A 24,832-nucleotide genomic window follows, 5' to 3' on the forward strand; every position below is an offset into this window, starting at 1 on the left:
GGCGCATGGTGCAAGGCGGGCGGGCGATCACTCCTCGGCGGACGGGGCGGCTCCCGGCAGGGCACGGGCGCGGGAGATCGTCTCGCGCGCAATGCCCAGATCATCCGCCTTTGGGGCGCGCAGCGTCAGCGTGCCGCCCTCCTCGATGCACAGATCGGCCATGACGGGATAATGGTCCGAGCCGATCACCGGCAATACCTCGAATGCCGACAGGGCGAAGCCGGTTTGGAAGTAGATCTGATCGAGCGGCCATTTCATCCAGGCGCTTTTCGCATCGAAACTGACCATCGGGCCGCGCCCGGTGCGCGGGTCGGCGAGCTGCCCGAGGCGCAGCGCCCGGCGGGCGGTCCGCTCCCATGATGTGGCGTTCAGATCGCCGGCCACGATGGCGGGGCTGTCGCCTTCTCCCGCCTCGATCGCCGCTTCGAGGATGATCGCATCGCGCATCGTCGTCGACTGGCCGCGCTGCGGCGGACGGGGATGGACGCCGAAGAAGCGGAACGTGCCCGAGGGATGGGCGATGCGGCTCACGAGGAGCGGCGTGTCCGTGCCGAACGGATAGCGCATCTCGGCATCCTCCAGCGGGTAGGCGGAGAAAAGATGCATTCCGTAATAGGTCGCGTCCTGCGGCATATCGAAGATATGTCCCGGGTAGTCCTGCTCGAGCGGGGCAAGGGCCTCGTTCCACCAGGTGTTCGTCTCGAGCGCGAGGAAGATGTCGGGGGCGTGTCGGCGCACCATTGCCAGCACCTCGGGCGCATGACGGTTGTCGCGCCGGACATTGGCCACGAGGACCCGCAGGCGGTCCGGCTCGGCGCAGGTCTGCGCAAGCGGAGCCATGGGCGCGGCAAGCGGCTGGTAGGGCCAGAGCCGCATGCCCTGCACCGCGAGCGCGACCACGGCCAGAACGCTGAGCCAGCGCCCCGCCGCGCCGCGCAGCCCGCCGGCAAGGGCCATCAGCGCCCAGGTGATCACGATCCCCGCCGCGATCTGCATCCTTGGAAAATCGAGCATCCTGATCCACCACGCATCGCTGCGCAGCAGGGGCAGGAAAGTGCCGGCGACGAGCAGCGCGAGCGCCGCCCCCCCGAGGATCGAGATCAGGCGTATCAAGTGGTCTTTCCTCCGTAGGCCGCGAGTATCGCTTCGAGGTCGGCCAGGCTGTTGGCCTCCTGCAGCGGCTTGTCGTGACGCCAACGCAACATGCGCGGGAAACGCAGCGCGACTCCCGATTTGTGGCGCGGGCTCTTCTGGATGCCCTCGAAGCCGATCTCGAAGACATGATGGGGGGTCACGTGGCGCACGGGCCCGTAACGCTCGAGCGTGTTCTTGCGCACCCATGCGGTGATCTTGCGGAACTCAGCGTCCGTCAGGCCGGAATAGGCCTTGGTGAAGGGCACGAGCTGATTACCGCTCCACACGCCGAAGGTGAAGTCGGTAAAGAGATTGGCGCGGCGGCCGTGACCCTGCTGGGCATAAATGAGGACGGCGTCGATGGAGAGGGGGTCGACCTTCCATTTCCACCAGTCGCCCTTGCGCCGCCCGTCCCGGTAGGGGCTGTCGCGGCGCTTGAGCATGACGCCCTCGGCGGCGAGCGCGCGCGCGCGGGCACGCTCGGTGGCCAGCGCGTCCCAATCCGCGAAGGGCACTTCGGGCGAGAGCCGCAGGGGCAGGTCCGTGTCCCGCACTGCATTGCCGACAAGCCGCTCGAGCCGTGCGCGGCGCTCGGCGAAGGGCAGGGCGCGGATATCCGTGCCGCCCTCCTCCAGAAGATCGTAGGCGTAGAGGATCGCGGGCGCATCGGCGAGCAGCTTGGCGGGGACCGTCTTGCGCCCCAGCCGCTTTTGCAGCGCGGCAAAGGCCATCGGCGCCTCCTCCTTCCAGGCCAGGATCTCGCCATCGATCACGGTGCCGGCGGGAAGTGCGTCCGCGAGTGGAGCGAATTCGGGAAAGCGGTCGGTGATCAACTCCTCGCCGCGCGACCAGACGAAACAGGCGCCGCCACGCAGCACCAGCTGTCCACGGATCCCGTCCCACTTGCGCTCGGCGAACCACGCACCCGGCGCACCCAGCGCGTCCGGTGTGCCGTCGAGCTGATAGGCGAGGTAGAAGGGATAGGGTTTCGACAGGTCGGCGGACGGATCGGGCGCGAGGATGAGCGCCTCGAAACTGGTCTCGCCGGGGCGCCAGTCGCCCATCAGGCGGTGCGCCAGGTCGGATTCCTCGATCCCCGTCGCCTGTGAGAGCGCACGCGTCATCAGCTTCTGGCTGACCCCCATGCGAAAGCCGCCGGTGATCAGCTTGTTGAAGACGAAACGCTCGGTCGGCTCGAGGCGCGACCACGCATCGAGCACCCGGGCACGGCGCTCTTCCTCGGGCAGGGAGGCCAGTGCACCGATCTGCGAGATCCAATGGGTCAGCGGCGCATCCGAGACCGCCTCGGGAGGCGGCAGTATGAGGGCGATCGTCTCGGCCAGATCGCCGACGATCGGGTAGCTCTCCTCGAAGAGCCAGAGCGGAATGCCGGCCTGTTCGGCCGCCCAGCGGCGCAGGAGCGTGGTGGTGACGGTGCGCTTGGGCCGGCGCCCCGACAGGAGCGCGATGGTCCAGACGCGGTCGGCATCGGCAGCCTCGCGGAAATAGTCGGCGAGGGCCGCCACCTTCAGGTTGGTGCGCGTCGTCTGGTCGAGACGGGTGAAGAGGGCGGCGAAACGCTTCACCGCGAAACCCGCGCGGCGTGGACGGGCCGGGGGCTGCCTGCCCCCGGTCCCCCGGAGGTATTTGGGCGAAGATGAATAAGCATGGCCGTCTCCCGCGCGGCCGTGCCGGCTCGGTGCCGCGTCATGGCGCGGCCGCCGGGGACTGCGTGCCCTGTGCCTTTTCCGCCTCCTCGCCGGTGGCGGGATCGGGATCGTCGAGGCTCTCGCCCTCGTAGGCGGTTTGCACGATGGCCGCGTCGTAACCCTGCTCGGACAGCCAGCGGCTGAAGATCGAGGTGTAGCCATGGGTGACGAAGACGCGCTCGGCGCCCGTGGCGGCGATGGCGGTGTTGAGCGCGGCCCAGTCGGCGTGATCGGAGATGATGAAGCCGCGATCCGCGGCGCGGCGCCGGCGCACTCCGCGCAATCCCATCCAGCCCGAGGCGAGCGCGGTCTGCGCCGGCCCGAAGCGGCGCGGCCAGTGGGTGCCAAGGGCAGACGGGGTGGCGAGCACCATTGCGCCGGGATGATCCCTGGCGACGAGATCAGGGGTCACGCGCAGGGTCGGCGGCAGGGCGATGCCCTGGGCGCGCAGCACCGCGTTGGTGTTCTCGATGGCGCCGTGGGTGAGGATCGGGCCGATCGACGGATCGAGCATCCGCATCAGGCGCTGGGCCTTGCCAAGCGCGTAGACCCCGATGATCGAAGCGCGTCCCTCGGCCGCGTTGCCGCGCCACCATGCGTTCATCGCCTCGGCGATCTCCGCCTGCGGGCGCCACTTGAAGACCGGCAGGCCGAAGGTGCTCTCGGTGATGAAGGCATGGCACGGCACCGGCTCGAAGGGTGTCGACAGGCCGTCATCCTCAAGCTTGTAATCGCCCGACGCGACCCAGACCTCGCCACCGCGCTCGACCCTGATCTGTGCCGAGCCCGGAACATGGCCGGCGGGATGGAAGGAGACGGTGACGCCGCCGATCTCACGCCGCTCGCCGTAGCGCAGGGTTTCGAGGGAGATCTCCCCGAGGCGGTGACGCATGACCGGGGCGGCAAGATCGGTGGCAAGATAGCGGCGCATCCCGTCGCGGGCGTGATCGGCATGCCCATGGGTGATCAGCGCCCGGTCCACGGGGCGCCAGGGGTCGATGTAGAAATCGCCCTCGGGGCAGTAGATGCCGTCATCCGTGAAGGTCAGAAGCGCGCTCATGGGGGGCGATATAGGGCCGCGCTGCGCAGCCGCCAGCACCGGGGCGGGCATCGAGGCGTGGGGGCAAAGGCAAGGGCCGCTCGGCGGCGCGCGGCCGGAGGCCCGGACCGCCTTGCCGCGGGTCCCGCCCGGATCCGTGGCAGGCGCGGCAGAGCAATGGGGGCGGGGCAAGGAGGCGGGAGGCAGCGGCAGGAAAACGCCTTTCCTTTTGGTGCCGGCCGCACATATCCTTGGAGTATGAGCCAAAATCCCATATCCCGTTATTTCAACGAAATGTATCAAGGCGACGCCGTGCGGCCGCCTTATCGCGGTCTGGAGGACTGGAGCCGCGACATGCCGGCCGAGTTCCGGGACATGAAGCAGTCAGAGGCCGAGGCGCTGTTCCGGCGTATCGGCATCACCTTCGCCGTCTATGGCGAGGGTGGCAGCCCCGACCGGCTGATCCCGTTCGACATGTTCCCCCGGGTCTTCGCTGCCGATGAGTGGTATCGCCTCGAGCGCGGGATCAAGCAGCGCGCCCGGGCGCTCAACGCCTTTCTCGTCGATGTCTACGGGCGCGGCGAGATCGTGAAGGCGGGCCGCATTCCCGGCCGCCTGGTCTACCAGAACGAGGCCTACGAGACGGCCGTTTGCGGGATCGTTCCGCCCAAGGGCGTCTACAGCCATATCGTCGGCATCGACCTCGTGCGCACCGGCCCCGACGAGTTCTTCGTACTCGAGGACAACTGCCGCACGCCCTCGGGGGTGAGCTACATGCTCGAGAACCGCGAGATCATGATGCGCATGTTCCCGCAGCTCTTCCAGGAGAACAGGATCGCGCCGGTGGAGACCTATCCGGGTCTGCTCAAGCGCACGCTCGCCTCGGTCGCGCCCAAGAAATGCGACGGCGAGCCGCGCGTTGTCATCCTGACGCCGGGCCATTTCAACTCTGCCTATTACGAGCATTCCTTCCTTGCCGACATGATGGGTGTCGAGCTGGTCGAGGGGCAGGATCTTTTCGTCGAGGGCGATTTTTGCTGGATGCGGACCACCGAGGGTCCGAAGAAGGTCGATGTGATCTATCGCCGTCTCGACGATCCCTTCATCGATCCGCTGTGCTTCCGGCCCGACTCGATGCTCGGCGTTCCGGGGCTGATGAACGTCTATCGCTCCGGCGGCGTGAGCATCTGCTCGGCGCCCGGTGCCGGGGTCGCGGATGACAAGGCGATCTATACCTACGTGCCGGACATGATCCGCTTCTATCTCGGCGAGGAGCCTATCCTGAAGAACGTGCCCACCTGGCAATGCGCCAAGAAGGACGATTGCAAATACGTCCTGGAAAATCTCGGCGAGCTGGTGGTCAAGGAAGTCCATGGCTCCGGCGGCTACGGGATGCTGGTCGGGCCGCGCGCCACGCAAAGCGAGATCGAGCTCTTCGCGGCCAAGATCCGCGAGCGGCCCGAGAACTACATCGCCCAGCCGACGCTCGCCCTTTCGACCTGCCCGACATTCGTGGAGGAGGGGATCGCGCCGCGCCATGTCGACCTGCGCCCCTATTGCCTTGTCGGCGAGCAGATCGAGCTGGTTCCGGGCGGGCTCACCCGCGTGGCCCTGACCGAAGGGTCGCTGGTGGTGAACTCGTCGCAGGGCGGCGGGGTCAAGGACACCTGGGTAATGGCGGAGTAACGGCATGCTGAGTAGAACCGCCGCCAACCTTTTCTGGATTGCCCGCTATATCGAGCGGGCCGAAACGAATGCGCGCCTGCTCGAGGTGGGCGCGCGCAATGCCCTGCTGCCCAACACGGGCGGGGGATACAGGAACGAATGGGATTCGGTGCTCGCCGCGAGCGGCACCGCCTCCGCCTTCCGCGACAAGTATGGCGAGGCGGTCCAGCGGAACATCGAGACGCACATGTTCTTCGATACCGACAATCCCTCCTCGATCGCCTCCTGCATCACCGGCGCGCGCGAGAACGGCCGCATCGTGCGCACCGCCCTCACGGGCCAGGTCTGGGACGCGCTCAACACCGCATTCCAGGAGCTGCAGGATTTCGCGCGCACCGAACGCTCGCGTCTTCCCCTGAGCGATCTGACGGACTGGACGCTGCGCACCACGTCGCTCATCCGGGGTGCGGGGCTGGCCACCCAGCTGCGCAATGACGGCTACGATTTCACCAATATCGGCCATTATCTCGAACGGGCCGACAGCACCGCGCGGCTGCTCGACGTGAAATATTACGTCTTGTTGCCGGAGGTGAGTTTCGTGGGTTCGGGGCTCGACAATTACCAGTGGCGCACCTTGCTGCGGGCGATGTCGGCGCAGCGGGCCTTCTCATGGGTCTATGGCGGCGAGATCACGGCCTCGAAGATGGTCGATTTCTTCGTCTTCAACCCGATGTCGCCGCGCTCGCTGATGTCCTCCGCCGAAGGCGCGCTGAGCCATCTGGAGCGTCTGGCACGCAGCTACGGACGCAGCACGCCGGCGCAGAACGCCGCGCGCGCCCTTGTAGAGCAGCTGCAGCGGATGACGATCGAGGATGTCTTCGACGAAGGGCTGCACGAATTCCTGACCCGGATCGTGGGCGAGGTCGACGCACTGGCCTCCGTGGTCAGCGGCACATATCTGAGCGGGGTGGCACGATGCGACTGAAAGTCTCCCATTCCACGAGCTACTCCTACGAGCCGGCCAAGTCGGGTCTGATCCAGAGCCTGCGCATGTGGCCCTCGGTCTATGCCGGTCAAAAGATCATCGACTGGCGGGTCGATATCGACGCGCCCTCGGTGCGGCGCGGCGCGAGTTTCCGCGACGGCGCCGGTGATCTGATCGAGACGGTGGTCATCCGCGGCCCGGTCGAGCAGGTCACGGTGCGCGTCAGCGGCGAGGTCGAGACGCAGGATCTTTCGGGCATCCTGCGCGGCCATGTCGAGAAGGTCCCGCCGCTCGCCTACCTGCGCGCCAGCCGCATGACCCGGGCGGACCCGGCGCTGGCGGAGCTTTCGGCCGATGTCATCGCGTCCACCGGTGGCGGGCTCGACGCGGCCCACGGGCTCGCGGCGGCGGTCGCGGAGGCGATCACCTACCAGCCCGGCGAGACCGAATCGGACACGACCGCGGCGGAAGCGCTGGCCTTGGGCCGTGGCGTCTGCCAGGATCAGGCCCATGCACTGATCGCCATGGCGCATTGCGCGGACATGCCGGCGCGTTACGTGACCGGCTATCTCCACGCGACCGCCGACGGCACCTTGCACCAGGCAAGCCATGCCTGGGCCGAGATCCATGTCGACGGGCTGGGCTGGGTCGGCTTCGATCCGGCCAATCGCTGCTGCCCGAACGATCTCTATATCCGGCTGGGCTCGGGGCATGACGCGGCTGGTGCGGCCCCGATCCGGGGAATGGCCACGGGTCAGGGCGCCGAGACGCTCGCGGTCGATCTGCACGTGCTGGACGCCAGCCAGCAATAACTCGAGGAACGCCGCGTGCCGTGTCCCCTCGGCGGACGCAGTACGCGGCGCCGCCCGGTCCCACGGCCGGCGGTCCGCCCTTCGCCCCCATATGTGCGATGCGGCAACCAACCACCGGGCCGCGACGTTACCGTGACGCGGCGCCGTTGCAAGCGCGCCCGGACGGACTTAGATAAACAGCCGATCCTTTCTGGGGCTTACCAAACATGACCTACTGCGTCGGACTATTGCTGGATGCCGGCATTGTCCTGCTTTCCGACACCCGCACGAATGCCGGTGTCGACAACATTTCCACCTATCGCAAGATGTTCACCTTCGAGCAGCCGGGTGAGCGGGTGATCTCGATCATGACCGCTGGCAGCCTGTCGGTGACACAGACCGCGATCGCGCGCCTGACCGAGGCGGCCGAGGGCGACGGCCCTTCGATCCTCGAGGCCGCGAGCATGCTCGAGGTGGCGGAGATCATCGGCAAGACATTGTCCGATGTCAGCCGGGAGGTCTCGCAGAAGATGTCGGGGCAGGCGCAGAGCGCGAAGGCGTCGATGATCGTGGCCGGGCAGAGACGCGGGGGCGCGATGCGCCTTTTCCTGATCTATCCCGAAGGCAATTTCATCGAGGCGACCCCGGACACGCCCTACATGCAGATCGGCGAGCACAAGTACGGCAAGCCGCTGATCGACCGCGTGGTGACGCCGCAGACCAGCCTCGACGATGCGCAGAAGGCGGTGCTGCTGTCGATGGACTCCACCTTGCGCTCCAATCTCAGCGTCGGGATGCCGCTCGATCTGGTGGTGATCGAGGCCGATACCTGCCGCGTGTCGATCTCGCGCCGCATCGAGGCGGATGACGAGACGTTCCACGCGATGAGCGCGGCCTGGTCGAACGCCCTTCGCGACGCGTTCAGCGCCATCACGGTCTGATCCATGTGCCTTGCGGCAGGAGCGCTCAGTGCTCCGCCGCGAGCGGAGCGCAGGCCGCGTCGAACAGCGTGCGGATCTCGGCATAGATCCGGGCCCGCCGCTCGGGCGTCTCGATCAACCCCTCGTGACGGGCGCCCTCGATCTCGATCAGCCGACCGCGCGGCCAGCGGGCCATCCGCTCGCGGATCGCCTCCGGATCGACGATCTGTTCGCGACTGCCCAGGATCGCGATCGCCCGAAGATCGGGCGAGGGCAGGGCCTGCAGCGTGGCGGTGTCGTGAAGCGCCTCCCCGACCCAGCGCAGGCTCGGGCCGGCAAGGGCCAGCTCGGGATGGGCCGTGACCTGCGTCACCAGCCGTCCATACATCTCGGCATCCCCGGTCAGCAGGTTCTGCTCGAAATCGCCGTCGCGGGTATAGACGCTGCGGGCGACGCCGGGCGGAAAGCGCGATTCGAACCGCGTGTCGCGTGTCAGGCGAGCCAGCGAATGGGCCACCATCCGCATGTGGCGCGGCAGGTTCAGCCCCCAGAAGGGTGACGAGAAGGCCGCTGCCGCGACATCGAGCCCGTCATGCAGGGCGCGAAGTCCGATCGCGCCGCCCATCGAATGGGCAAGCAGAAGCCACGGGCGCGGCAAATCGAGCGCGCGGGCCGCATCCTGCATCGCGGCCACGTCCCTTTGGTAATCGGTGAAATGGGCCACGTGACCGCTGAGCGGCGTGCCGGAGGCGAGCCGGTCCGACAGGCCCTGTCCGCGCCAGTCGATGCAAAGCGTGTCATAACCCGCCGCGCCAAGGACCTTGGCCGCGTCGCCGTATTTCTCGATGTATTCGGTGCGCCCCGGAAAGAGCAGCACCGTGCCGCGCGCGCCGCCCGCACGCCGCCAGTGCCCCACCCGCAGGCGAACCCCGTCATCGGCATGAACCCAGAAGGCCGCGCCCCCCTCGGGGCCATGGGCCACTTCGGCGAAGAGGGGGGCGGTCCGGTTCGGATCGGTCAGGACAGCGCCCCGGCGAGTTTCATCGCCGTGCCCATGTCGCCATCCACCGAGAGTTTGCCGGACATGAAAGCGGTGGTCGGGTTCAGCGCCCCGTCGAGGATTTCCTTGAAGGTCTCGGCATCGGCGCTCAGGGTCACATCGGCCTCGCCATCCTCGGCGCGGGCGCCGGCCTCGTCCATCATGATCGTGCCCTCGTCCTCGATCACGAAGCGGGCGGAGCCGTCGAAGCTCCCGCCAAGCTTGGTGTTCAGTTCGCTCACGGCTTGCGAGATGAGATCGCTCATGCGTCATTTCCTTGTGATCGGTGAAGCGGCGGGGGTGCATTCGCGCCGCGTTGCGTTACTCTCCCAGATATTATGATGCGATCGAAAAGCGAGCTCAAACCTGTCGTCGCGGCACTTGCGGTGCTGCTCTGCGCCGCGGCCCCCGCCGCCGCGCAGCAAAACGAGAGCTTGCCCGATCTCTTCGCAGCCCTGCAGGACGCCGAGGGCGCGGCGGCCGACGAGATCGTCGAGAGGATCCAGAAGGAATGGTCACGCTCGGGCTCGCCGGCGATGGATCTGCTGCTCGATCGGGCGCGCGAGGCGATGGCGGGCGGCGAGACGGCGCTTGCGCTCGGTCACCTGGGGGCGCTGATCGACCATGCGCCGGAATTCGCCGAAGGCTACAACGCGCGGGCGGCCGCCTATTTCCAGCTCGACCGCTACGGCGAGGCGCTCGACGATCTGCGCATGGCGCTGGCGCTCAACCCGCGCCATTTCGGCGCCATCACGGGGCTCGCGCTGATCCTGGAAGCGCTGGACCGGCCCGAACGTGCGCTTGCGGCCTGGCGCGAGGTCGAGAGGCTCAACCCCTCGCAGGAGGGCCTTGCCGCCGCGATGAGCCGCCTGCAGCGCGCGGTCGAAGGGGCCGAGATCTGAGTATGGTGCAAGGCGGTGCGGCGCCGGCCCGTGTTTCGCGCCGAGAGTTTGACGGCGCGGGGTTGTCTTGGCCCCCCTCATTGCGCATCTACGAATTTCCCCAGGAACGCAGGCGCCCCTTTCCATGAGCTCACATCAAGGACGGATCACCGCGGTTCTCGGCCCGACCAATACCGGCAAGACCCATTACGCGATCGAGCGGATGCTCGGTTATCGCAGCGGTATCATCGGCCTGCCGCTCCGGCTGCTGGCGCGCGAGGTCTATGACCGGATCGTCGCGGTACGCGGGCCCAATGTCGTTGCGCTGGTGACCGGCGAAGAACGGATCGTGCCGCCGCGCACGCAATACTGGGTCTGCACCGTGGAGGCGATGCCGGAGGGGATGGGCACCGATTTCCTGGCCATCGACGAGGTCCAGCTCTGCGCCGATCCCGAGCGCGGGCATGTCTTCACCGACCGCTTGCTGCGTGCCCGCGGAACACATGAGACGCTGTTTCTGGGTGCCGAGACGATGCGCCAGGCGATCGCCGCGCTGGTGCCGGAGGCGCAGTTCATGCGCCGCGAGCGGTTCTCGACCCTGATCTACAGCGGTGCCAAGAAGATCAGCCGGATGCGCCCGCGCAGCGCCATCGTCGGCTTCTCGGTGGAGAATGTCTACGCGATCGCCGAGCTCCTGCGCCGGCAGAAGGGCGGGGCGGCAGTGGTGATGGGAGCGCTCAGCCCGCGCACCCGCAATGCCCAGGTCGAGATGTATCAGAACGGCGATGTCGACTATCTCGTGGCGACGGACGCGATCGGCATGGGGCTCAACCTGAATATCGATCACGTGGCCTTCTCGGGCCTGAGCAAGTTCGACGGGCGGCGGATGCGCTATCTCATGCCGAGCGAGCTGGCGCAGATCGCCGGGCGGGCCGGGCGCTACATGAACGACGGCACGTTTGGCGTGACCGGCGAGGCCTCGCCGCTCGACGAGGAGGTGGTCGAGGCCATCACCGCGCATCGCTTTGCCCCGATCAAGGTTCTGCAGTGGCGCAACGCACGGCTCGATTTTCGCAATTCCGAGGCGCTGATCGCCTCGCTGGAGGCGCCGACCACGGTGCAGGGCCTGAGCCGGACCCGCGAATCGGACGATCTTGCGGCCCTGAAGGCGCTCGCCGCCGAGCCCGACATCTTCGCGCGCTGCCGCGATGCGACCTCGGTGCGCCTCTTGTGGGACGTGTGCCGGATTCCCGACTTCCGGGGCATCAGCACCGGGGAGCATGCCGGGATGCTGACACGCATCTTCGGCTTCCTCCACGAATGGGGCCGCGTGCCGGATGACTGGCTCGCGCGGCAAGTGAAGAGGATCGATCGAACCGATGGGGACATCGATGCGTTGAGCAAGCGATTGTCCTATATCCGGACCTGGACCTACGTGGCCCAGCGCAAGGGTTGGGTCGATGACGAAAGCCATTGGCGCGGGGCGACCCGCGCTGTAGAAGATCGCCTGTCGGATGCGCTGCACGGGGCGTTGACGCAGAGATTTGTGGATCGGCGCACATCGGTTTTGCTGCGCCGGCTCAAGCAGAAGGAGAGCCTTGTGGCCGAGGTGAACGATAAGGGCGAGGTGACCGTCGAAGGTCAATTCGTGGGACGGCTTGAGGGATTCCGCTTCCGCCAGGATGCGAGCGCCTCTGGCGACGAGGCGAAGACGTTGAAGCAGGCGGGGCTGAGCGCGCTCGCGCCGCAGTTCCATCTCAGGGCGGACCGCTTCTACAACGCGCCCGACACCGAGATGGATTTCACCGAGCAGGGTGGCTTCATGTGGGGCGATCAGGCGGTCGGCAAGCTCGTCGCGGGCTCCGATCCTCTCAAGCCGCAGGCGCAGGCCTTCGTCGATGATGAAGCCGGCCCCGAAGTGCTCCAGAAGGTGCAGCGCCGTCTGCAGCATTTCATCGATCGCAAGATCGCCACCCAGTTCGAGCCGCTGCTCGCGATGAGCCGCGACGAGGCGTTGACGGGGCTTGCGCGTGGCTTTGCCTTCAGGCTCCTCGAGGGCTTCGGCATCGTGCCGCGCGACGAGGTTGCCGGCGAGGTCAAGGATCTCGACCAGGAGGCGCGCGGCGCGCTGCGCAAGCATGGCGTGCGCTTCGGGCAGTTCACAATCTTCCTGCCGCTCCTGCTCAAGCCCGCGCCGACGCGCCTGCGTCTGGTGCTGTGGTCGCTGGCGCGCAACATGTCGGAATTTCCCGAGAGTCCGCCCCCGGGGCTGGTGACGATCCCGGTCGACAGCGCGGCGGCGCAGGGCACTTACCTGATGTCGGGCTACAAGCCCGCGGGCGAGCGCGCGATCCGCATCGACATGCTCGAGCGTCTCGCCGACATGCTGCGCAGCCAGGACAGCCGCCGCGGGTTCGAGGCGACGCCGGACATGCTGTCGATCACCGGGATGACGCTGGAGCAGTTCGCCGACCTGATGGGCGGTCTGGGCTACAAGGGCGAGAAGGGCGAGCGGGCCAAGGTCAAGCCGGCCGCGGCGGGCACCAGCCAGGTCGAGGCGCGCAAGGATACCGGCGGCCAGGACGGCGATGCCGTCGCCGATCCGGGCAATCCGGGCACGAGCGAGGTCGAAGCCCCCGAACCCGGCGCACAGACACCGGATATCGCCGCCGATGCGGCGCAGCCCGGCGCGCCCGGCGCAAGCGAGGTCGACGCGCGTCCCGATGCCGAAGCGGCGCAGGCCGGTGACGGCACACCGGAGATCCCCCAGGCGCCCCCCTCGGACGTGCCCGATCCCGATCCGGTCGAGACACCGCCATCGCCACCGAGCGAGCGCCCCGGCGAGGCACCGGACGAGGGGCCCGCACCCCCGCCCGTCGAGGTGCCGGACACGCCGGGACAGCCCGGCCCCGGCGCGCCGCCCGAAATGGAGGCGTTCTACACCTTCACCTGGGTCGGTAACCGCGGACGGGCGGAGCGGGGCGGCAATCGCGGGCGCGCCGAGCGCCCGCAGGGCGGCAAGCCGCAGGGCAACAAGCCGCAGGGCCGGAAGGGCGGCAAGCCGCGCGGCCGCGGCGAGGAGCAGGGCCGGACCGCCAAGGGCGGCAAGCCCGTCACGGCCCAGGCTCGCCCGCCGCGCAAGGAAAAGCAGATCGACCCCGACAATCCCTTCGCCGCGGCCCTGATGGGTTTCAACGACAAGAGCTGAGCGGGTGAGCGACCCACAGGCGCAGGAGCGCCTCCGTCTCGACAAATGGCTGTGGTTCGCACGGTTCTTCAAATCGCGCAGTCTCGCGGCCAAGATGGTCACGAGCGGCATCCGCGTCGACGGCACGCGCGTGAACAAGCCGTCTTCCTGTATCCTGCCGGGACAGGTCCTGACCTTCGCACAGGGCAACACGATCAGGGTCGTGCGGGTCGTCGCGCTCGGGACGCGGCGCGGTCCGGCTCCCGAGGCGCAGCTTCTCTACGAGGACCTTACACCGGCCCCCGTTCGGGATGCGGAGATCGTCCCCCCCGCGCCTCGTTTCGAGGGAAAGGGTCGTCCCGGCAAGAAGGACCGCCGCGACATGCGTCCTAAGGGCTTCGGTCCGCTTGAATGATATCCGGCACCGGTCTAGGTGTCGCCCGACACGCCGAGGATCCTGCACATGACCTATATCGTCACCGATAACTGCATCGCCTGCAAATACACCGACTGCGTCGAGGTGTGCCCCGTGGACTGTTTCTACGAGGGCGAGAACATGCTGGTGATCCATCCCGATGAATGTATCGACTGCGGCGTCTGCGAGCCCGAATGCCCCGCCGATGCGATCCGTCCCGACACCGAGCCGGACATGGAGAAATGGGTCGAGTTCAACCGCAAGTATTCCGAGGCCTGGCCGGTGATCATCACCAAGAAGGATCCCCTTCCCGAAGCCGAGGAGCGGGATGGCGAGACGGAAAAGCTGGAGAAGTATTTCTCCGAAACGCCCGGCGAGGGGGGCTGATACCCAGCTGAGGGCTGCGCGGGCGGGGCGCGAACGCGCCCGCCGCGGGCGCCGGTCCGGGATACGGTCCCGCATCGCCAATCCGCGGGCTCGGCCTGAGCGAGACGTTCCCCGCAGCCGCCGCCTGCCCGCATCGATGGCTGCGGGGGCCGCCGCCCGGACCGGGCCTGAAAGCTTAGGCCATGCAAGGCGGCCTGCACGTACGGGGAGACTTTTCCCGGCACGCATTTTCTGCTATATTGTATTCAAGCGACAGTTTCCACGCCTGCCCGGATGTCCCGGACTGGTTGGATCATCATGGGATACATGGTGCGGCGGGGCATGGAATTTGCATCCGGCGTCTTCTGTCGCACCTAACATGGGGCCCTTTTGGGAATTATAGTCTGTCATGAGCAAAGCCAAGAAATCCGAATTCCGTCCTGACGAGTTTGTCGTGTACCCGGCCCATGGCGTGGGCCAGATCGTCTCCATCGAGGAGCAGGAGATCGCCGGCATCTCGCTGGAGCTGTTCGTCATTTCCTTCGAGAAGGACAAGATGACGCTGCGTGTGCCGACGCACAAGGCGACCGAGGTCGGAATGCGCTCGCTGAGCTCGCCCGACGTGGTGACGAAAGCGATGACCACGCTGAAGGGCAAGGCCAAGGTCAAAAAGGCGATGTGGTCGCGCCGTGCCCAGGAATACGAGCAGAAGATCAACTCCGGCGATCTGATCGCCATCGCCGAAGTGGTGCGCGATCTGCACCGGGCGGATGATCAGCGCGAGCAGAGCTACTCCGAGCGCCAGCTCTACGAGGCGGCGCTTGAACGCCTGACCCGCGAGATCGCGGCCGTGTCAGGCGGCGACGAGGATGCCGCCCAGCGCCAGGTGGACGAGGTGCTTGTCAGCCGAGCCGCCTGAAGCCGCGCCTGTCGACGCTCAATGAAAACCGTCCGCCATGGCCTTGGCGGGCGGTTTTTTCGTGGGCCATGCCGCCTTGATCAGGGTCAGGATGTGCCGAGCGCGACGAGGACGCTCAGACCCGCGATCTCGGCAAGCTGCTGGCTGGCACCAAGGATGTCGCCGGTCTGTCCGCCGATGCGCCGCAGGGCCAGGCGCGCGAGCCAGAACGCCGCGAGCCCCGCGCCCGAGAGCGCGAGCAGGCCGCCCGATCCGAGCAGCAAGAGCGCGGCTGCGAGCGTTAGCACGGTGGCGAGCGCGACTTGCACAAGTCCGGGCGCGCCGGTCATCGCCGCCATGCCGCTTGGGCGGGCGGGGGGACAGAGGCCCGCGATCCAGACCATCGGCAGGCGCGAGATCGCCCCGATTGCCGCGATCGCCGCAAAGGCGCCAGCCCCCTGCAAAAGCGCCGCAAGCGCCAACCAGCGCAGCCCCAGCACCACGATCAGGGCGAGAACGCCATAGGCGCCGATGCGGCTGTCCTTCATGATCTCGAGCCGTCTTGCGGGTGTCCAGCCGCCCCAGAGGCCATCTGCGCTATCGGCGAGGCCATCCTCGTGCATCGCGCCCGTGATGACGATCCCGGCCGCCAGAACCGCGCCGGCGGCCATTGGTGCGGGCAGCCCCGCACGCAAGGCAAGCTGTCCCGTGGCCGCGGCGAGTGCGCCGAGGATCAACCCGGCGAACGGCCAGGCCCAGGAGGCCGCCGCCCCGCGCGCGTGATCGGCCCGCACCGGCAGGCGGCTGAGCAGCGCGAGCGCCGCGGCGGGATCGCCGAGAGCCGGGGCCTTGGAGCATGTCATGCCGGGGGCTCCTTTTATGGGTGGCCGGTCCTGCGCCGATCGGTAAAGACGGGGCAGGCAACAAGCAACGGGGAAGATGATGGCAGAACCGGTAGCAAGCAGCGCACCATTCAAGGGGACCGAGGACGGCATCGCGGCGCTGCACGCGGCTCTTGCCACGCTTCCGGGGCCTGATCCCGAAGCGATTGCGGCAGCTACCCACCGCGACGCCTTTTTGACCAAGCCGCCGGGGGCCCTTGGCCGCCTTGAGGAGCTGGCGATCTGGTATGCAGGTTGGCGCGGCACGGCGCGGCCCCGCCTTGCCGCGCCGCAGGTGGTGATCTTCGCCGGGAACCACGGTGTCGCGGCACGCGGCGTGTCGGCCTTCCCGCCCGAGGTCACGGCGCAGATGGTCGCGAACTTCGCCGCCGGCGGCGCCGCGATCAACCAGCTCAGCGAGACGTTCGGTGCCGCGATGACCGTGCACCCCATCGACCTCGACAGGCCGACGATGGACTTCACGGCGCAGCCGGCGATGAGCGGCGCCGAGCTGGCCGCCGCCCTCGCCATCGGCTGGAACGCGGTCGATCCGAAGGCCGACCTGCTGATCGCGGGGGAAATGGGCATCGGGAACACCACGTCGGCCTCGGCCATCGCGGCGGCCCTCTACGGCGGCGATGCCGCGGGCTGGACAGGGCGGGGGACGGGGGTGGGTGGTGCCGCGCTCGAGGCGAAGACACGGATCGTCGAGGAGGCGCTGGCCTGCCATGCCGGCGCGCTCGGCGATCCCGCCGAGGTGCTGCGCCGTCTCGGGGGGCGTGAGCTGGCGGCCATGGCCGGCGCGATCCTGCGCGCGCGGCATCTGCGCATTCCGGTGATCCTCGACGGCTTCATCTGCTCGGCGGCTGCGGCCGTGCTGGAGCGGGCGCGGCAGGGCGCGCTGGATCACGCCGTGGCAGGACATGTCTCGCGCGAAGCGGCGCATGGCATGCTGCTGGACAAGCTTGGCAAGGCGCCGCTGCTGTCGCTGGATCTGCGCCTTGGCGAGGGATCGGGCGCGGCCCTGGCGATCGGGGTGCTGCGCGGCGCGCTGGCCTGTCACTCCGGCATGGCCAGTTTCGAGGAGGCGGGGGTCTCCGCCGGCTGAGCTGCGGCTTCCCCCGCCACCGCGCGCCGGGGCGGGGGATCAATCCTCGTCGTCGTCCTCGACGCGGGTGCGCCGCGTGTCGTAGCGATTGACAAGGGCCGTCTCCAGCTCCTCGTTCAGGGCCTTGGCGCGGGCGATGTATTCCTCGTTCTGGACGACAGGAACGCCCGGACGCCAGAGCTGTGCCAGGTCGCGCAACGCACCGCGGTCGATCTTGAAGAAGGCCTTCTCCATCTCGGAGGCCTCGTATTCGCTCAGACCCATGTTCTCGAGCACGTAGCGTCCCGCCCTGAGCGAGCTGTCGAAAAGCTCGCGCACGATGTCGTCGGCCCCGGCGCGGTAAAGCTCGTAGACATGGATGCGGTCGCGCGCACGGGCGACGATATGCAGGTCGGGCCGCACCCGCCGGGCATATTCCACGAGCGCGGTGGCTGCCTCGTCGTCATCCATCGCGACGACCAGAACGCGCGCGGTCTGCAGCCCGGCGGCATGAAGAAGCTCGGGCCGGCTGGGATCGCCGAAGAAGCTCTTGAAGCCGAACTTGCGCATCAGCTGGATCGTGTCGAGGTCGTGGTCGAGCACCGTGGTGCGCAGGCCCGCCAGTTGCAGCATCCTGTTGACCACCTGGCCGAAGCGGCCGATCCCGGCGATGATGATGGGGTTCTGCTCGTCGATCGTGTCGGCGGGACGGTCCTCCTCGGCGGTATCCGTGAGGCGCTTGCTGATCTGCTCATAAGCGATGAAGAACAGCGGCGTGAGCAGCATCGACAGCGCCACGATCAGCAGCAGGGTCTCGCCCAGTTCCGGCGGCAGCACGTTGGTCTGCAGCGAGAAGGAGACAAGGACGAAACCGAACTCGCCGGCCTGCGCAAGCCCGAGCGTGAAGAGCCAGCGGTCTCGGCCCTTCATCTTGAAGATCAGCGAGAGCAGGTAGAGCACGAGGCCCTTGATCAGCATCACCGCAAGCGTCAGGCCGAGGATCGTGCCCGGCGCCTCGAAGAAGATGCCGAAGGCGATGCCGGCGCCCACGGTGATGAAGAAGAGCCCGAGCAGCAGCCCCTTGAAGGGTTCGATGTCCGATTCAAGCTCATGGCGGAATTCGGAGTTGGCCAGCACCACCCCCGCGAGGAACGTGCCCAAGGCGGGCGAGAGGCCGACGAGCGTCATCACGAAGGCGATGCCGATCACGATCAGGAGGGCGAGCGCGGTGTATAGCTCGCGCAGCTTGGCACGGTGCACGAAGCGGAAGACCGGCCGGGTGGCGAAGACCCCCATCAGGATGATCCCTGCGACCGCCCCGAGGGTCATCAGCGTCACGCCCCATCCCGGCAATCCCTCCACGAGGGACATCGCCGCCTCGGCGTGATCCTCGGCGACCGTGTCGATCACGGCCTCGCTGCCGACGCCGCCATGCTCGTCCGGCTCGTCCGAGAAATCGGCATGCAGACCGGGGACCGCCAGCAGGGGCAAAAGGGCGAGCATCGGGATCACCGCGATATCCTGCGTCAGCAGGACCGAGAAGCTCGACCGTCCGCCGCCCGTCTGCATCAGGCCCTTCTCGCTGAGGGTCTGGAGCACGATGGCGGTGGAGCTGAGCGCGAAGATCATCCCGATGGCGAGCGCCACGGTGACGGGCTGCCCGAGTGCGTAGCTGCCGCCGGCGATCAGGCCCATCGTCACAACGACCTGCGCCCCGCCGAGGCCGAGAAGCTTGTGGCGCATCTTCCAGAGCGATTTCGGCTCCAGCTCGAGGCCGATGATGAACAGCATCATCACCACGCCGAACTCCGCGAAATGCTGGAGGCTTTCGGTTTCCGTCCCGACCAGTCCCAGAACCGGACCGATGACGATCCCGGCCATCAGGTATCCAAGGACCGACCCCAGACCAAGCCGCGACGCCAAGGGCACCGCGACCACCGCGGCAACCAGGTAGACTGTGGCCTGGAAGAGAAAGCTTTCCATCGGAAACTCCGGTTGGGATTTCATGCGCGTGACACGATTGCCGCCCGCCGCGCAAAATTGCAACCGGCGCGGCGCGCGCGGTTGGATCGGTTGGATGCGGTGGGGCTGTGTGCTGGCGCAGGTTTGCCGAGTCCGGCGCGCATGACGCTCGCCGGCCTTCGTCGCTCCGCGCGGCGGCACCGTTCCCCGGCGCCGCCACCAAGATCAGCTGTTGGGCATGTCGAGCACGATGGTGCGCCCGTCCCTTACATAGCTGAGCTGCGCCGCGTCGATCTGCGCGACGCGGCCGCCGTCGAGCGTGTCGCCGACCTTGAGCTTGACGAAACGCCCCGTCGGCAGGCGCACGAGGGCGCGGCGGTTCGAGGCCGAGCCGTAGACGCCGACGAGGTTGACCTTGGCCAGCCCCAATTCCGGCGTTCCGGGCTGGCGGAGGGCCTGTCCGGCCTGCGAACCGCCCGTCCCGGCGATCGAGCGTGCCGCCGCCGCTGCCGCGGCCCGGACCGCGAGATCGGCAGGCCGCCGCGCCGGGCTGCGCGAGCGCTCGACGGCATAGGGGCTGACGGGTGCCGCGGCAGGTGCCTCCTCGGCGGGTTCGACGCTTTCGCCCGGCGCCGCCTCGGGGGTCAGCACCCGCGCGGCAATCCCGGCGGCGGCGCTGTCGGAGCTTGTCGTCTGCGCCGTCTCGCCGGCGCCCGCTGCATCAGGCGTCCCATCCGCGTCCGTCGTGTTGCCAGCAGGTTCGGGGCGCGGGCGCGGCTCGAGACGGGCGACGCCGGCAGCGACATCGCCGGCCAGCGGGTCCTGCGCCGCTTCGGCGGCGGTGACCTCTGAGGCGGCAGCCGGGGGCGGAACGGCTTCCTCGGCATCGGGGGCAGCATCGGCGGTTGCCGGTGTCTCGCCGCTCTCCTGCGGAGCGTCGCCGGCGGGCCGGTCCGGCCGCGCGGGCGGGGTGGCGGGCGGGGTGCCCTTGGTGACGATGATGCCGTCGGGATTGAGGGCGCCTTCGGCGGTGGCGACGATCATGCCATCCGCCCCGAAATCGAACCTGCGGCCCGATGGCGGCGGGGGAAGGGTGACGAGCCGGGTGGGAACGAATCCCGGGCCGGTATCCGAAGGCCTGACCGGCAGGGCCAGCCCTTCGATCGCCGGATCGAGCGGCGCGGGATTGAGGTCGTCGAGCCGTTCGCCGCCGGGAGCGGCGGTCATGCTCGGGGCGTCGTCCCAAACACCTGTCATCGCGTAGCGGATGGCCGTATCGGCGGCGACGGCTTGCCGCGCCAGCGGGTCGGCCGCATCGGGTCCGGCAGGATCGCTCTCGCCGTCTGACGGCGGAGGGGCGGCGCGTGCGTCATCGGGGTCCGCGCTTGCCGCGGTCCCTTCGGGTTCGGCGAAGAGCGCCGTGTCGTCATCGGGCCGCGCGGCCAGCTCGAGCCCCTGTTCCCGTTCGGTATCCGTACCGGTCGCGGGCGCCGCATCGTCCGGCGGCGCGAGCAGGGCCGTGTCGCCGCTATCGTCGCCCGGTGCATCGTCGAACAGCGCGCTCTCGCGCAGGCCGCCCGGGCTGAGGATCGTACCGGTCGGAACCCCCGCGGCATCGGCGGCCCCCCGCCGCGCCGTTTGCGGCGTGTCCGGCGCCGGCGCGGCTTGCGGTGCCTCGGGTTCCACCACCGGCGCCTCGGCCATCTCGCGCGGGCTGCCTGTCTGCTCCGCCTCGTCGCCCATCCACCAGGCCGCGCCCACGAGCACGAAGGCACCCACCAGTGCGGCGGCAAGTCCGCCCGCCACGAGGCCACTTGGTAGGCCGCCGCCCGGCGCCGCTCTGCCGCGTGCGCCGAAGATGGTCAGCGCCTCGGCCTCGTCTTGCGGCGCCGCCGGCTTGGCCGTGGTCGCCGGAGCCCGGCGCGCCGCGGCGGTCCCGCGCTCGAAGGACATGATGTCGAGGGGCGAGGTGCTCAGGGGGGCGAGCGGCGCAAGTCCGTTCGTCTCCCCGGTCATTCCGGCCCGCGCGGCAAGAATCGCGGCCGGCCCGGCCGTGGCGGGGCCCGGCGTGACGTTCGCGCTCCTCGGGTGCATGTCTCGCGCGCCGGTGCCCTTGGCGATCCCGGCGCCATTCGGGGCGGACCGATGCGGCCGCGCGGCGCGCGCACCTTTCGCATCACCGCCGACCGCCGCATCCCGGGCATCCGCAGCGGCGGCCGCGGCGCCGGTCCCCGCCACGGGTCCCATCGCGGGCCGTGCCGGTGCCGCGGGCCCTGCCGGGACACGCGGCGGCAGCTTTGGCCCTTTCGGCCCGAATCGCGCCGGCTCCTCGACCGGCTGCCGAGGACCTGACGGGGCCACTGTGGCCGGGGCATCCGCAGCGGCTTCGTCCGGTCGCAGCGTGGACAGGGGCACGCCGGAGCATTTCGCGGGACGCGGGTCTTCATCCTGTGCGCCGGTTTCCTGCGGCGTGTTCGGCATGTCTTCCGCCGCGCTGTCCTTGTCCTGGCCCATTTCGGCACTGCTGGTCTTGGCATCGCTGGTCGAGGAGGCCGAAGGCAATTCCGCTGCTTCTTCCGCTTCTTGCGCCGGCACAAGGCTTTCGGGCACGCCCTCTATCACGGGCACGGGCACGGGCGCATCCGCAGACGGCGCGGCGTCGCTCTTTGGTGCCTGAGATTCGGGATTGGCAGGATGCGCTGCGACCTCTTCTGGCGCGACTGCGTCCGCCTCCGCACGCCCTTCCGGAGCGGCATCGCGGCGATCGTGCATGTCTTCGCCGGTCTCCCCGGCTTCGGCCTCGCGCGTATCGGAAGGGCCAGTCGCATCGTCACCGCCGTTTTCGGCCGGACCCTCCGGCTCGGCACTCTCCGCCTGCGGGTCCGGCAGATCGGCGCCCGCGCCCGGTTGCATGGCCGCGTCATCGACGATTGGCGCGGCTTCACCGGGCAGTTCCGGCGATGCCGGGACATCCTCATGCGCCACCGCGTCCGAAGCGAGCCCGTCCGTCGATGTTTCGTCCTGCGGCGCTTCGGCCTGCGCGGGCGTTTCGTCTTCGCGCGCCGGCGCAAGCGCCTCGGCCCCGGCCGCGCGGTGGATCGCGGGGGCCGCCTCGGCATGATGGGGGGACGCGTTATCCGGCGGCGGGGGCGTGGCGGTGATCGGCGCGCCGGAGGCGTGCGCCGTGGGGCCGAAATCGGCGCGCCCGGGGAACGCGCCGTCGCGGGGCAGGGCGGTGAAGCGGCGCGGGTTGAACCCGTGATTGACCGCGAATGTCTCGGCCTCGGACAGGGTTTCGATCGCGACCGCGGCGAGGGCGACCCGGGTCTCGTCGAGCGCCCGCCAGTCATAGACAAGCTCGCTCAGATCGTAGGGCGTGCGGCCCTCAAGCTGCGCGCGCAGGCTCGTCTCGCGCGCGGCGGCGGTGTCACCGGCGGCATCGACCGACAGGTAGAGGATCTCGGATGCGGGGATCACGAGAAGCGTCTCGAGGGGCCCGTCGGACTGCGCCTGCGCCATTGCCCTCAGATCGCGCAGGGCGGCATCGAGGGCCGGATCGTCGAGCGCGACTTCGCCGAGCGTGCGGGTTTCGCTCCCGGCGGTGACGGTGACGCGAATGCCGGTATGGGACAGGTCGAGGGCGAGTGTCTTTTTCATGAGGCGAGCCTATCATGCGCCGCCGATGAGGGCAGGTGTGCTGACGGATTTGCGGCCCTTCTATAGCAGCTTTTCGCCGAGGAAAACACATTGCCCCCTTTCGCGCGGACAAGCGGAATGATTGGCTGCGACGTAGCGTTGATCGATGAAGGGAAGTTCACGATGCGATCCATTGGACATATTGCCTTGGCCGCGCTCGGCCTCGGTCTTCTGGCCGGCGCGGGGCCGCTCACCGGTGCGGCGTTCGCACAGGAAACCGCGCCCGGCGGGGCCATCGCTCCCGCACGTCTCAGCGTCAGCGGCGAGGGCCATGCCACGGGCGAGCCGGACATGGCCCGCTTTCGCACCGAGGCCCGCGCCCGCGCCGAGACGGCCGGCGCCGCGATCGCGCAGATGCGCGGTATCATGGAGCCGCTGATCGCAGCGCTGCGCGAGGCGGGCATCGCGGCGCGGGACATGCAGACCTCGCGCCTGTCGCTCCAGCCCCTGCATTCCGAGCAGGATCTGCGCGGCGTCCCGCCCGCCATCGTCGGCTACGAGGCGGTGAGCCAGCTCAGCCTGACGATCCGTGATGTCGACCGGCTCGGGGAGATCGTCGATCTTGCACTCGAGACGGGGGCGAACGGGATCGATGACCTGGGCTTCGAGATGGCCGATTCCGCCGCCTTGCGCGATACGGCCCGGCGGCGCGCGGTCGAGGATGCGATCCGGGCGGCCACCGTCCTGGCACAGGCCGCGGGGATGCGGCTCGGCCCCCTTGTCGCCCTCAGCGAGGGCGGCGCGGGCACGCCGCCGCAGCCGATGTTCATGGAAGCCGCCCGCATGGGCGGAATGCCGGTGGCACGGGGCGCGGTCGAGATCAGCGCGCATGTCGAGGCCAGCTTCGCCCTCCTCGCCCCGTGATCCGGGCCTAGCTGACCGCCTTCGTCAGGGCCTGATCGAGATCGGCGATGAGATCGTCGGCATCCTCGATCCCGATCGACAGGCGCACGACCTCGGGGGCGGCGCCGGCGGCCCGCTGCTGCTCGCTCTCGAGCTGCCTGTGGGTGGTGCTGGCGGAGTGGATGATCAGCGAGCGCGTGTCGCCGAGGTTGGCGACATGGCTGAAGATCTCGACCGCGTCGATCAGCTTGACGCAGGCGTCATAGCCGCCCTTGACCGCGAAGGTGAAGAGCCCACCTGCGCCACGCGGACAGATCCGTTCGATCCTGCCGTGATAGGGCGAGCTTTCGAGCCCGGCATAGGTGACGTAATCCACCCTGTCGTCGCCCTCGAGCCACTTGGCGATCTTGACCGCGTTCTCGACATGACGCTCCATCCGCAGGCTCAACGTCTCGATCCCCATCAGCGTGTAATGCGCCGCCTGCGGGTTCAGCGTCATGCCCAGGTCGCGCAGCCCGATCGCGATGCCGTGGAAGGTGAAGGCCAGCGGGCCGAAGGTCTCGTGGAATTTCAGCCCGTGATAGGCCGGCTCGGGCGCGCTGAGCGAGGGGAACTTGTCGGAGGCCGACCAGTCGAACGTGCCCGAATCGACGACGCAGCCCCCGGTGACCGTGCCGTTGCCTGTCAGGTATTTCGTCAGCGAGTGGACGACCAGCGTCGCGCCATGCTCGATGGGGCGGCACAGGTAGGGCGTCGCGCTGGTATTGTCGACGATGAGCGGCAGACCCGCGCCCTGCGCCACTTCGGAGACGGCATCGAGATCGGTGATGTAGCCGCCCGGATTGGCGATGGATTCGCAGAAGATCGCGCGCGTGTCCTCGTCGATGGCGCCCTTCAGCGCGTCGAGATCATCGAAATCGACAAACTTGGCCGACCAGCCGAAGCGTTTGATCGTCTGGCTCATCTGCGTGACCGTGCCGCCATAAAGCCGCGTCGAGACAACGACGTTGCGCCCCGGGGCCATCAACGGGAAGAGCGCCATGATCTGCGCCGCGTGTCCCGACGAGCAGCAGATCGCGCCGATCCCGCCCTCCAGCGTCGCGATCCGTTCCTGCAGGACCGCCACGGTGGGGTTGGTCAGGCGCGAATAGATGTAGCCGACCTCCTGGAGGTTGAACAGCGCGGCGGCATGATCGGCATCGCGGAACACGTAGGCGGTGCTTTGGTAGATCGGGGTCTGCCGCGCGCCCGTCGCGGGATCGGGCCGCGCGCCGGCATGTATCTGTAGGGTGTCGAATCCGTAGCTCGTCTCTGACATCGAGAGCCTCCCTGCT

Annotated in this window: 20 protein-coding genes; 11 read left to right on the forward strand and 9 right to left on the reverse strand. The window is 68.6% G+C overall.

Annotated elements, in window-relative coordinates; translation table 11 throughout:
* Positions 1-27 precede the first annotated feature (27 nt).
* The 3 genes from PMES_RS13135 to PMES_RS13145 all read right to left on the reverse strand — a co-directional run bounded on the left by PMES_RS13135 (position 28) and on the right by PMES_RS13145 (position 3,903).
* Positions 28-1,113: an endonuclease/exonuclease/phosphatase family protein gene (locus PMES_RS13135; protein WP_159966180.1), complete on the reverse strand. Its 1,086-nt coding sequence runs from the start codon at positions 1,111-1,113 to the stop codon at positions 28-30.
* Positions 1,110-2,720: an ATP-dependent DNA ligase gene (locus PMES_RS13140; RefSeq protein WP_159966181.1), complete on the reverse strand. Its 1,611-nt coding sequence runs from the start codon at positions 2,718-2,720 to the stop codon at positions 1,110-1,112. The genes PMES_RS13135 and PMES_RS13140 overlap by 4 nt, the downstream gene beginning before the upstream one ends.
* Positions 2,721-2,841: 121 nt before the next feature.
* Complete coding sequence (locus PMES_RS13145) at positions 2,842-3,903, reverse strand: ligase-associated DNA damage response exonuclease (protein ID WP_159966182.1); 1,062 nt, start codon at positions 3,901-3,903, stop codon at positions 2,842-2,844.
* Between the two features lie 237 nt (positions 3,904-4,140).
* Here PMES_RS13145 and PMES_RS13150 point away from each other — a divergent pair, with 237 nt between their 5' ends.
* The 4 genes from PMES_RS13150 to PMES_RS13165 all read left to right on the forward strand — a co-directional run bounded on the left by PMES_RS13150 (position 4,141) and on the right by PMES_RS13165 (position 8,264).
* Positions 4,141-5,568 (forward strand): circularly permuted type 2 ATP-grasp protein, encoded by a 1,428-nt coding sequence (locus tag PMES_RS13150; protein ID WP_159966183.1) that lies wholly within the window; start codon positions 4,141-4,143, stop codon positions 5,566-5,568.
* 4 nt (positions 5,569-5,572) lie between these two features.
* Positions 5,573-6,532 (forward strand): alpha-E domain-containing protein, encoded by a 960-nt coding sequence (locus PMES_RS13155; RefSeq protein ID WP_159966184.1) that lies wholly within the window; start codon positions 5,573-5,575, stop codon positions 6,530-6,532.
* Positions 6,523-7,344 carry a transglutaminase family protein gene (locus PMES_RS13160; RefSeq protein WP_159966185.1) on the forward strand — a complete coding sequence of 274 codons (822 nt, stop codon included), beginning with the start codon at positions 6,523-6,525 and terminating at the stop codon, positions 7,342-7,344. Before PMES_RS13155 ends, PMES_RS13160 begins: the two co-directional genes overlap by 10 nt.
* A gap of 206 nt (positions 7,345-7,550) precedes the next feature.
* Positions 7,551-8,264 carry a proteasome-type protease gene (locus tag PMES_RS13165; RefSeq protein WP_159966186.1) on the forward strand — a complete coding sequence of 238 codons (714 nt, stop codon included), beginning with the start codon at positions 7,551-7,553 and terminating at the stop codon, positions 8,262-8,264.
* Between the two features lie 25 nt (positions 8,265-8,289).
* Here PMES_RS13165 and PMES_RS13170 read toward each other — a convergent pair whose 3' ends face one another.
* Positions 8,290-9,225, reverse strand: a complete 936-nt coding sequence (locus PMES_RS13170; protein ID WP_236549805.1) for an alpha/beta hydrolase — start codon at positions 9,223-9,225, stop codon at positions 8,290-8,292.
* A gap of 35 nt (positions 9,226-9,260) precedes the next feature.
* Positions 9,261-9,548: an SCP2 sterol-binding domain-containing protein gene (locus tag PMES_RS13175; protein ID WP_159966279.1), complete on the reverse strand. Its 288-nt coding sequence runs from the start codon at positions 9,546-9,548 to the stop codon at positions 9,261-9,263.
* Positions 9,549-9,623: 75 nt separating this feature from the next.
* Here PMES_RS13175 and PMES_RS13180 point away from each other — a divergent pair, with 75 nt between their 5' ends.
* The 5 genes from PMES_RS13180 to PMES_RS13200 all read left to right on the forward strand — a co-directional run bounded on the left by PMES_RS13180 (position 9,624) and on the right by PMES_RS13200 (position 15,050).
* Positions 9,624-10,184: a tetratricopeptide repeat protein gene (locus PMES_RS13180; protein ID WP_236549806.1), complete on the forward strand. Its 561-nt coding sequence runs from the start codon at positions 9,624-9,626 to the stop codon at positions 10,182-10,184.
* Between the two features lie 124 nt (positions 10,185-10,308).
* Positions 10,309-13,371: a helicase-related protein gene (locus PMES_RS13185; protein ID WP_159966188.1), complete on the forward strand. Its 3,063-nt coding sequence runs from the start codon at positions 10,309-10,311 to the stop codon at positions 13,369-13,371.
* 4 nt (positions 13,372-13,375) lie between these two features.
* Positions 13,376-13,765, forward strand: a complete 390-nt coding sequence (locus PMES_RS13190; RefSeq protein WP_159966189.1) for an RNA-binding S4 domain-containing protein — start codon at positions 13,376-13,378, stop codon at positions 13,763-13,765.
* 48 nt (positions 13,766-13,813) lie between these two features.
* Positions 13,814-14,152, forward strand: coding sequence for a ferredoxin FdxA (gene fdxA / locus PMES_RS13195; RefSeq protein WP_159966190.1), 339 nt, complete (start codon positions 13,814-13,816; stop codon positions 14,150-14,152).
* Positions 14,153-14,540: 388 nt separating this feature from the next.
* A complete protein-coding gene (locus tag PMES_RS13200) occupies positions 14,541-15,050 on the forward strand; it encodes a CarD family transcriptional regulator (protein WP_159966191.1) in 510 nt (169 codons plus the stop codon).
* An 86-nt stretch (positions 15,051-15,136) separates the two neighbouring features.
* Here PMES_RS13200 and cobS read toward each other — a convergent pair whose 3' ends face one another.
* Positions 15,137-15,892, reverse strand: coding sequence for an adenosylcobinamide-GDP ribazoletransferase (gene cobS, locus PMES_RS13205; protein WP_159966192.1), 756 nt, complete (start codon positions 15,890-15,892; stop codon positions 15,137-15,139).
* 76 nt (positions 15,893-15,968) lie between these two features.
* Here cobS and cobT point away from each other — a divergent pair, with 76 nt between their 5' ends.
* Positions 15,969-17,018 (forward strand): nicotinate-nucleotide--dimethylbenzimidazole phosphoribosyltransferase, encoded by a 1,050-nt coding sequence (gene cobT, locus PMES_RS13210; RefSeq protein WP_159966193.1) that lies wholly within the window; start codon positions 15,969-15,971, stop codon positions 17,016-17,018.
* Positions 17,019-17,057: 39 nt separating this feature from the next.
* On the opposite strand, the gene PMES_RS13215 is transcribed toward cobT, so the two are convergent.
* Both PMES_RS13215 and PMES_RS13220 read right to left on the reverse strand, forming a co-directional pair.
* Entirely contained in the window at positions 17,058-18,980 is a 1,923-nt protein-coding gene (locus PMES_RS13215) for a cation:proton antiporter domain-containing protein (protein WP_159966194.1), read from the reverse strand.
* Positions 18,981-19,184: 204 nt separating this feature from the next.
* Entirely contained in the window at positions 19,185-22,616 is a 3,432-nt protein-coding gene (locus tag PMES_RS13220) for a hypothetical protein (protein ID WP_159966195.1), read from the reverse strand.
* A gap of 162 nt (positions 22,617-22,778) precedes the next feature.
* On the opposite strand from PMES_RS13220, the gene PMES_RS13225 reads away from it, so the two are divergent.
* Positions 22,779-23,519 carry an SIMPL domain-containing protein gene (locus tag PMES_RS13225; RefSeq protein WP_159966196.1) on the forward strand — a complete coding sequence of 247 codons (741 nt, stop codon included), beginning with the start codon at positions 22,779-22,781 and terminating at the stop codon, positions 23,517-23,519.
* A gap of 7 nt (positions 23,520-23,526) precedes the next feature.
* Here PMES_RS13225 and PMES_RS13230 read toward each other — a convergent pair whose 3' ends face one another.
* On the reverse strand, positions 23,527-24,816 hold the full coding sequence (locus tag PMES_RS13230) for an O-acetylhomoserine aminocarboxypropyltransferase/cysteine synthase family protein (protein ID WP_159966197.1): 1,290 nt from the start codon (positions 24,814-24,816) through the stop codon (positions 23,527-23,529).
* Positions 24,817-24,832 lie beyond the last annotated feature (16 nt).

This window comes from Profundibacterium mesophilum KAUST100406-0324, assembly GCF_009835145.1.
GTDB classification, from domain to species: Bacteria; Pseudomonadota; Alphaproteobacteria; order Rhodobacterales; family Rhodobacteraceae; genus Profundibacterium; species Profundibacterium mesophilum.

Coding starts and splice junctions, on each gene's coding strand:
- fdxA (WP_159966190.1), top strand. CDS start 13,814: ATGACCTATATCGTCACCGATAACTGCATCGCCTGCAAATACACCGAC.
- PMES_RS13165 (WP_159966186.1), top strand. CDS start 7,551: ATGACCTACTGCGTCGGACTATTGCTGGATGCCGGCATTGTCCTGCTT.
- PMES_RS13200 (WP_159966191.1), top strand. CDS start 14,541: ATGAGCAAAGCCAAGAAATCCGAATTCCGTCCTGACGAGTTTGTCGTG.
- PMES_RS13230 (WP_159966197.1), bottom strand. CDS start 24,816: ATGTCAGAGACGAGCTACGGATTCGACACCCTACAGATACATGCCGGC.
- PMES_RS13215 (WP_159966194.1), bottom strand. CDS start 18,980: ATGGAAAGCTTTCTCTTCCAGGCCACAGTCTACCTGGTTGCCGCGGTG.
- PMES_RS13175 (WP_159966279.1), bottom strand. CDS start 9,548: ATGAGCGATCTCATCTCGCAAGCCGTGAGCGAACTGAACACCAAGCTT.
- PMES_RS13225 (WP_159966196.1), top strand. CDS start 22,779: ATGCGATCCATTGGACATATTGCCTTGGCCGCGCTCGGCCTCGGTCTT.
- PMES_RS13145 (WP_159966182.1), bottom strand. CDS start 3,903: ATGAGCGCGCTTCTGACCTTCACGGATGACGGCATCTACTGCCCCGAG.
- PMES_RS13180 (WP_236549806.1), top strand. CDS start 9,624: ATGCGATCGAAAAGCGAGCTCAAACCTGTCGTCGCGGCACTTGCGGTG.
- PMES_RS13150 (WP_159966183.1), top strand. CDS start 4,141: ATGAGCCAAAATCCCATATCCCGTTATTTCAACGAAATGTATCAAGGC.
- PMES_RS13155 (WP_159966184.1), top strand. CDS start 5,573: ATGCTGAGTAGAACCGCCGCCAACCTTTTCTGGATTGCCCGCTATATC.
- PMES_RS13160 (WP_159966185.1), top strand. CDS start 6,523: ATGCGACTGAAAGTCTCCCATTCCACGAGCTACTCCTACGAGCCGGCC.
- cobS (WP_159966192.1), bottom strand. CDS start 15,892: ATGACATGCTCCAAGGCCCCGGCTCTCGGCGATCCCGCCGCGGCGCTC.
- cobT (WP_159966193.1), top strand. CDS start 15,969: ATGATGGCAGAACCGGTAGCAAGCAGCGCACCATTCAAGGGGACCGAG.
- PMES_RS13185 (WP_159966188.1), top strand. CDS start 10,309: ATGAGCTCACATCAAGGACGGATCACCGCGGTTCTCGGCCCGACCAAT.
- PMES_RS13220 (WP_159966195.1), bottom strand. CDS start 22,616: ATGAAAAAGACACTCGCCCTCGACCTGTCCCATACCGGCATTCGCGTC.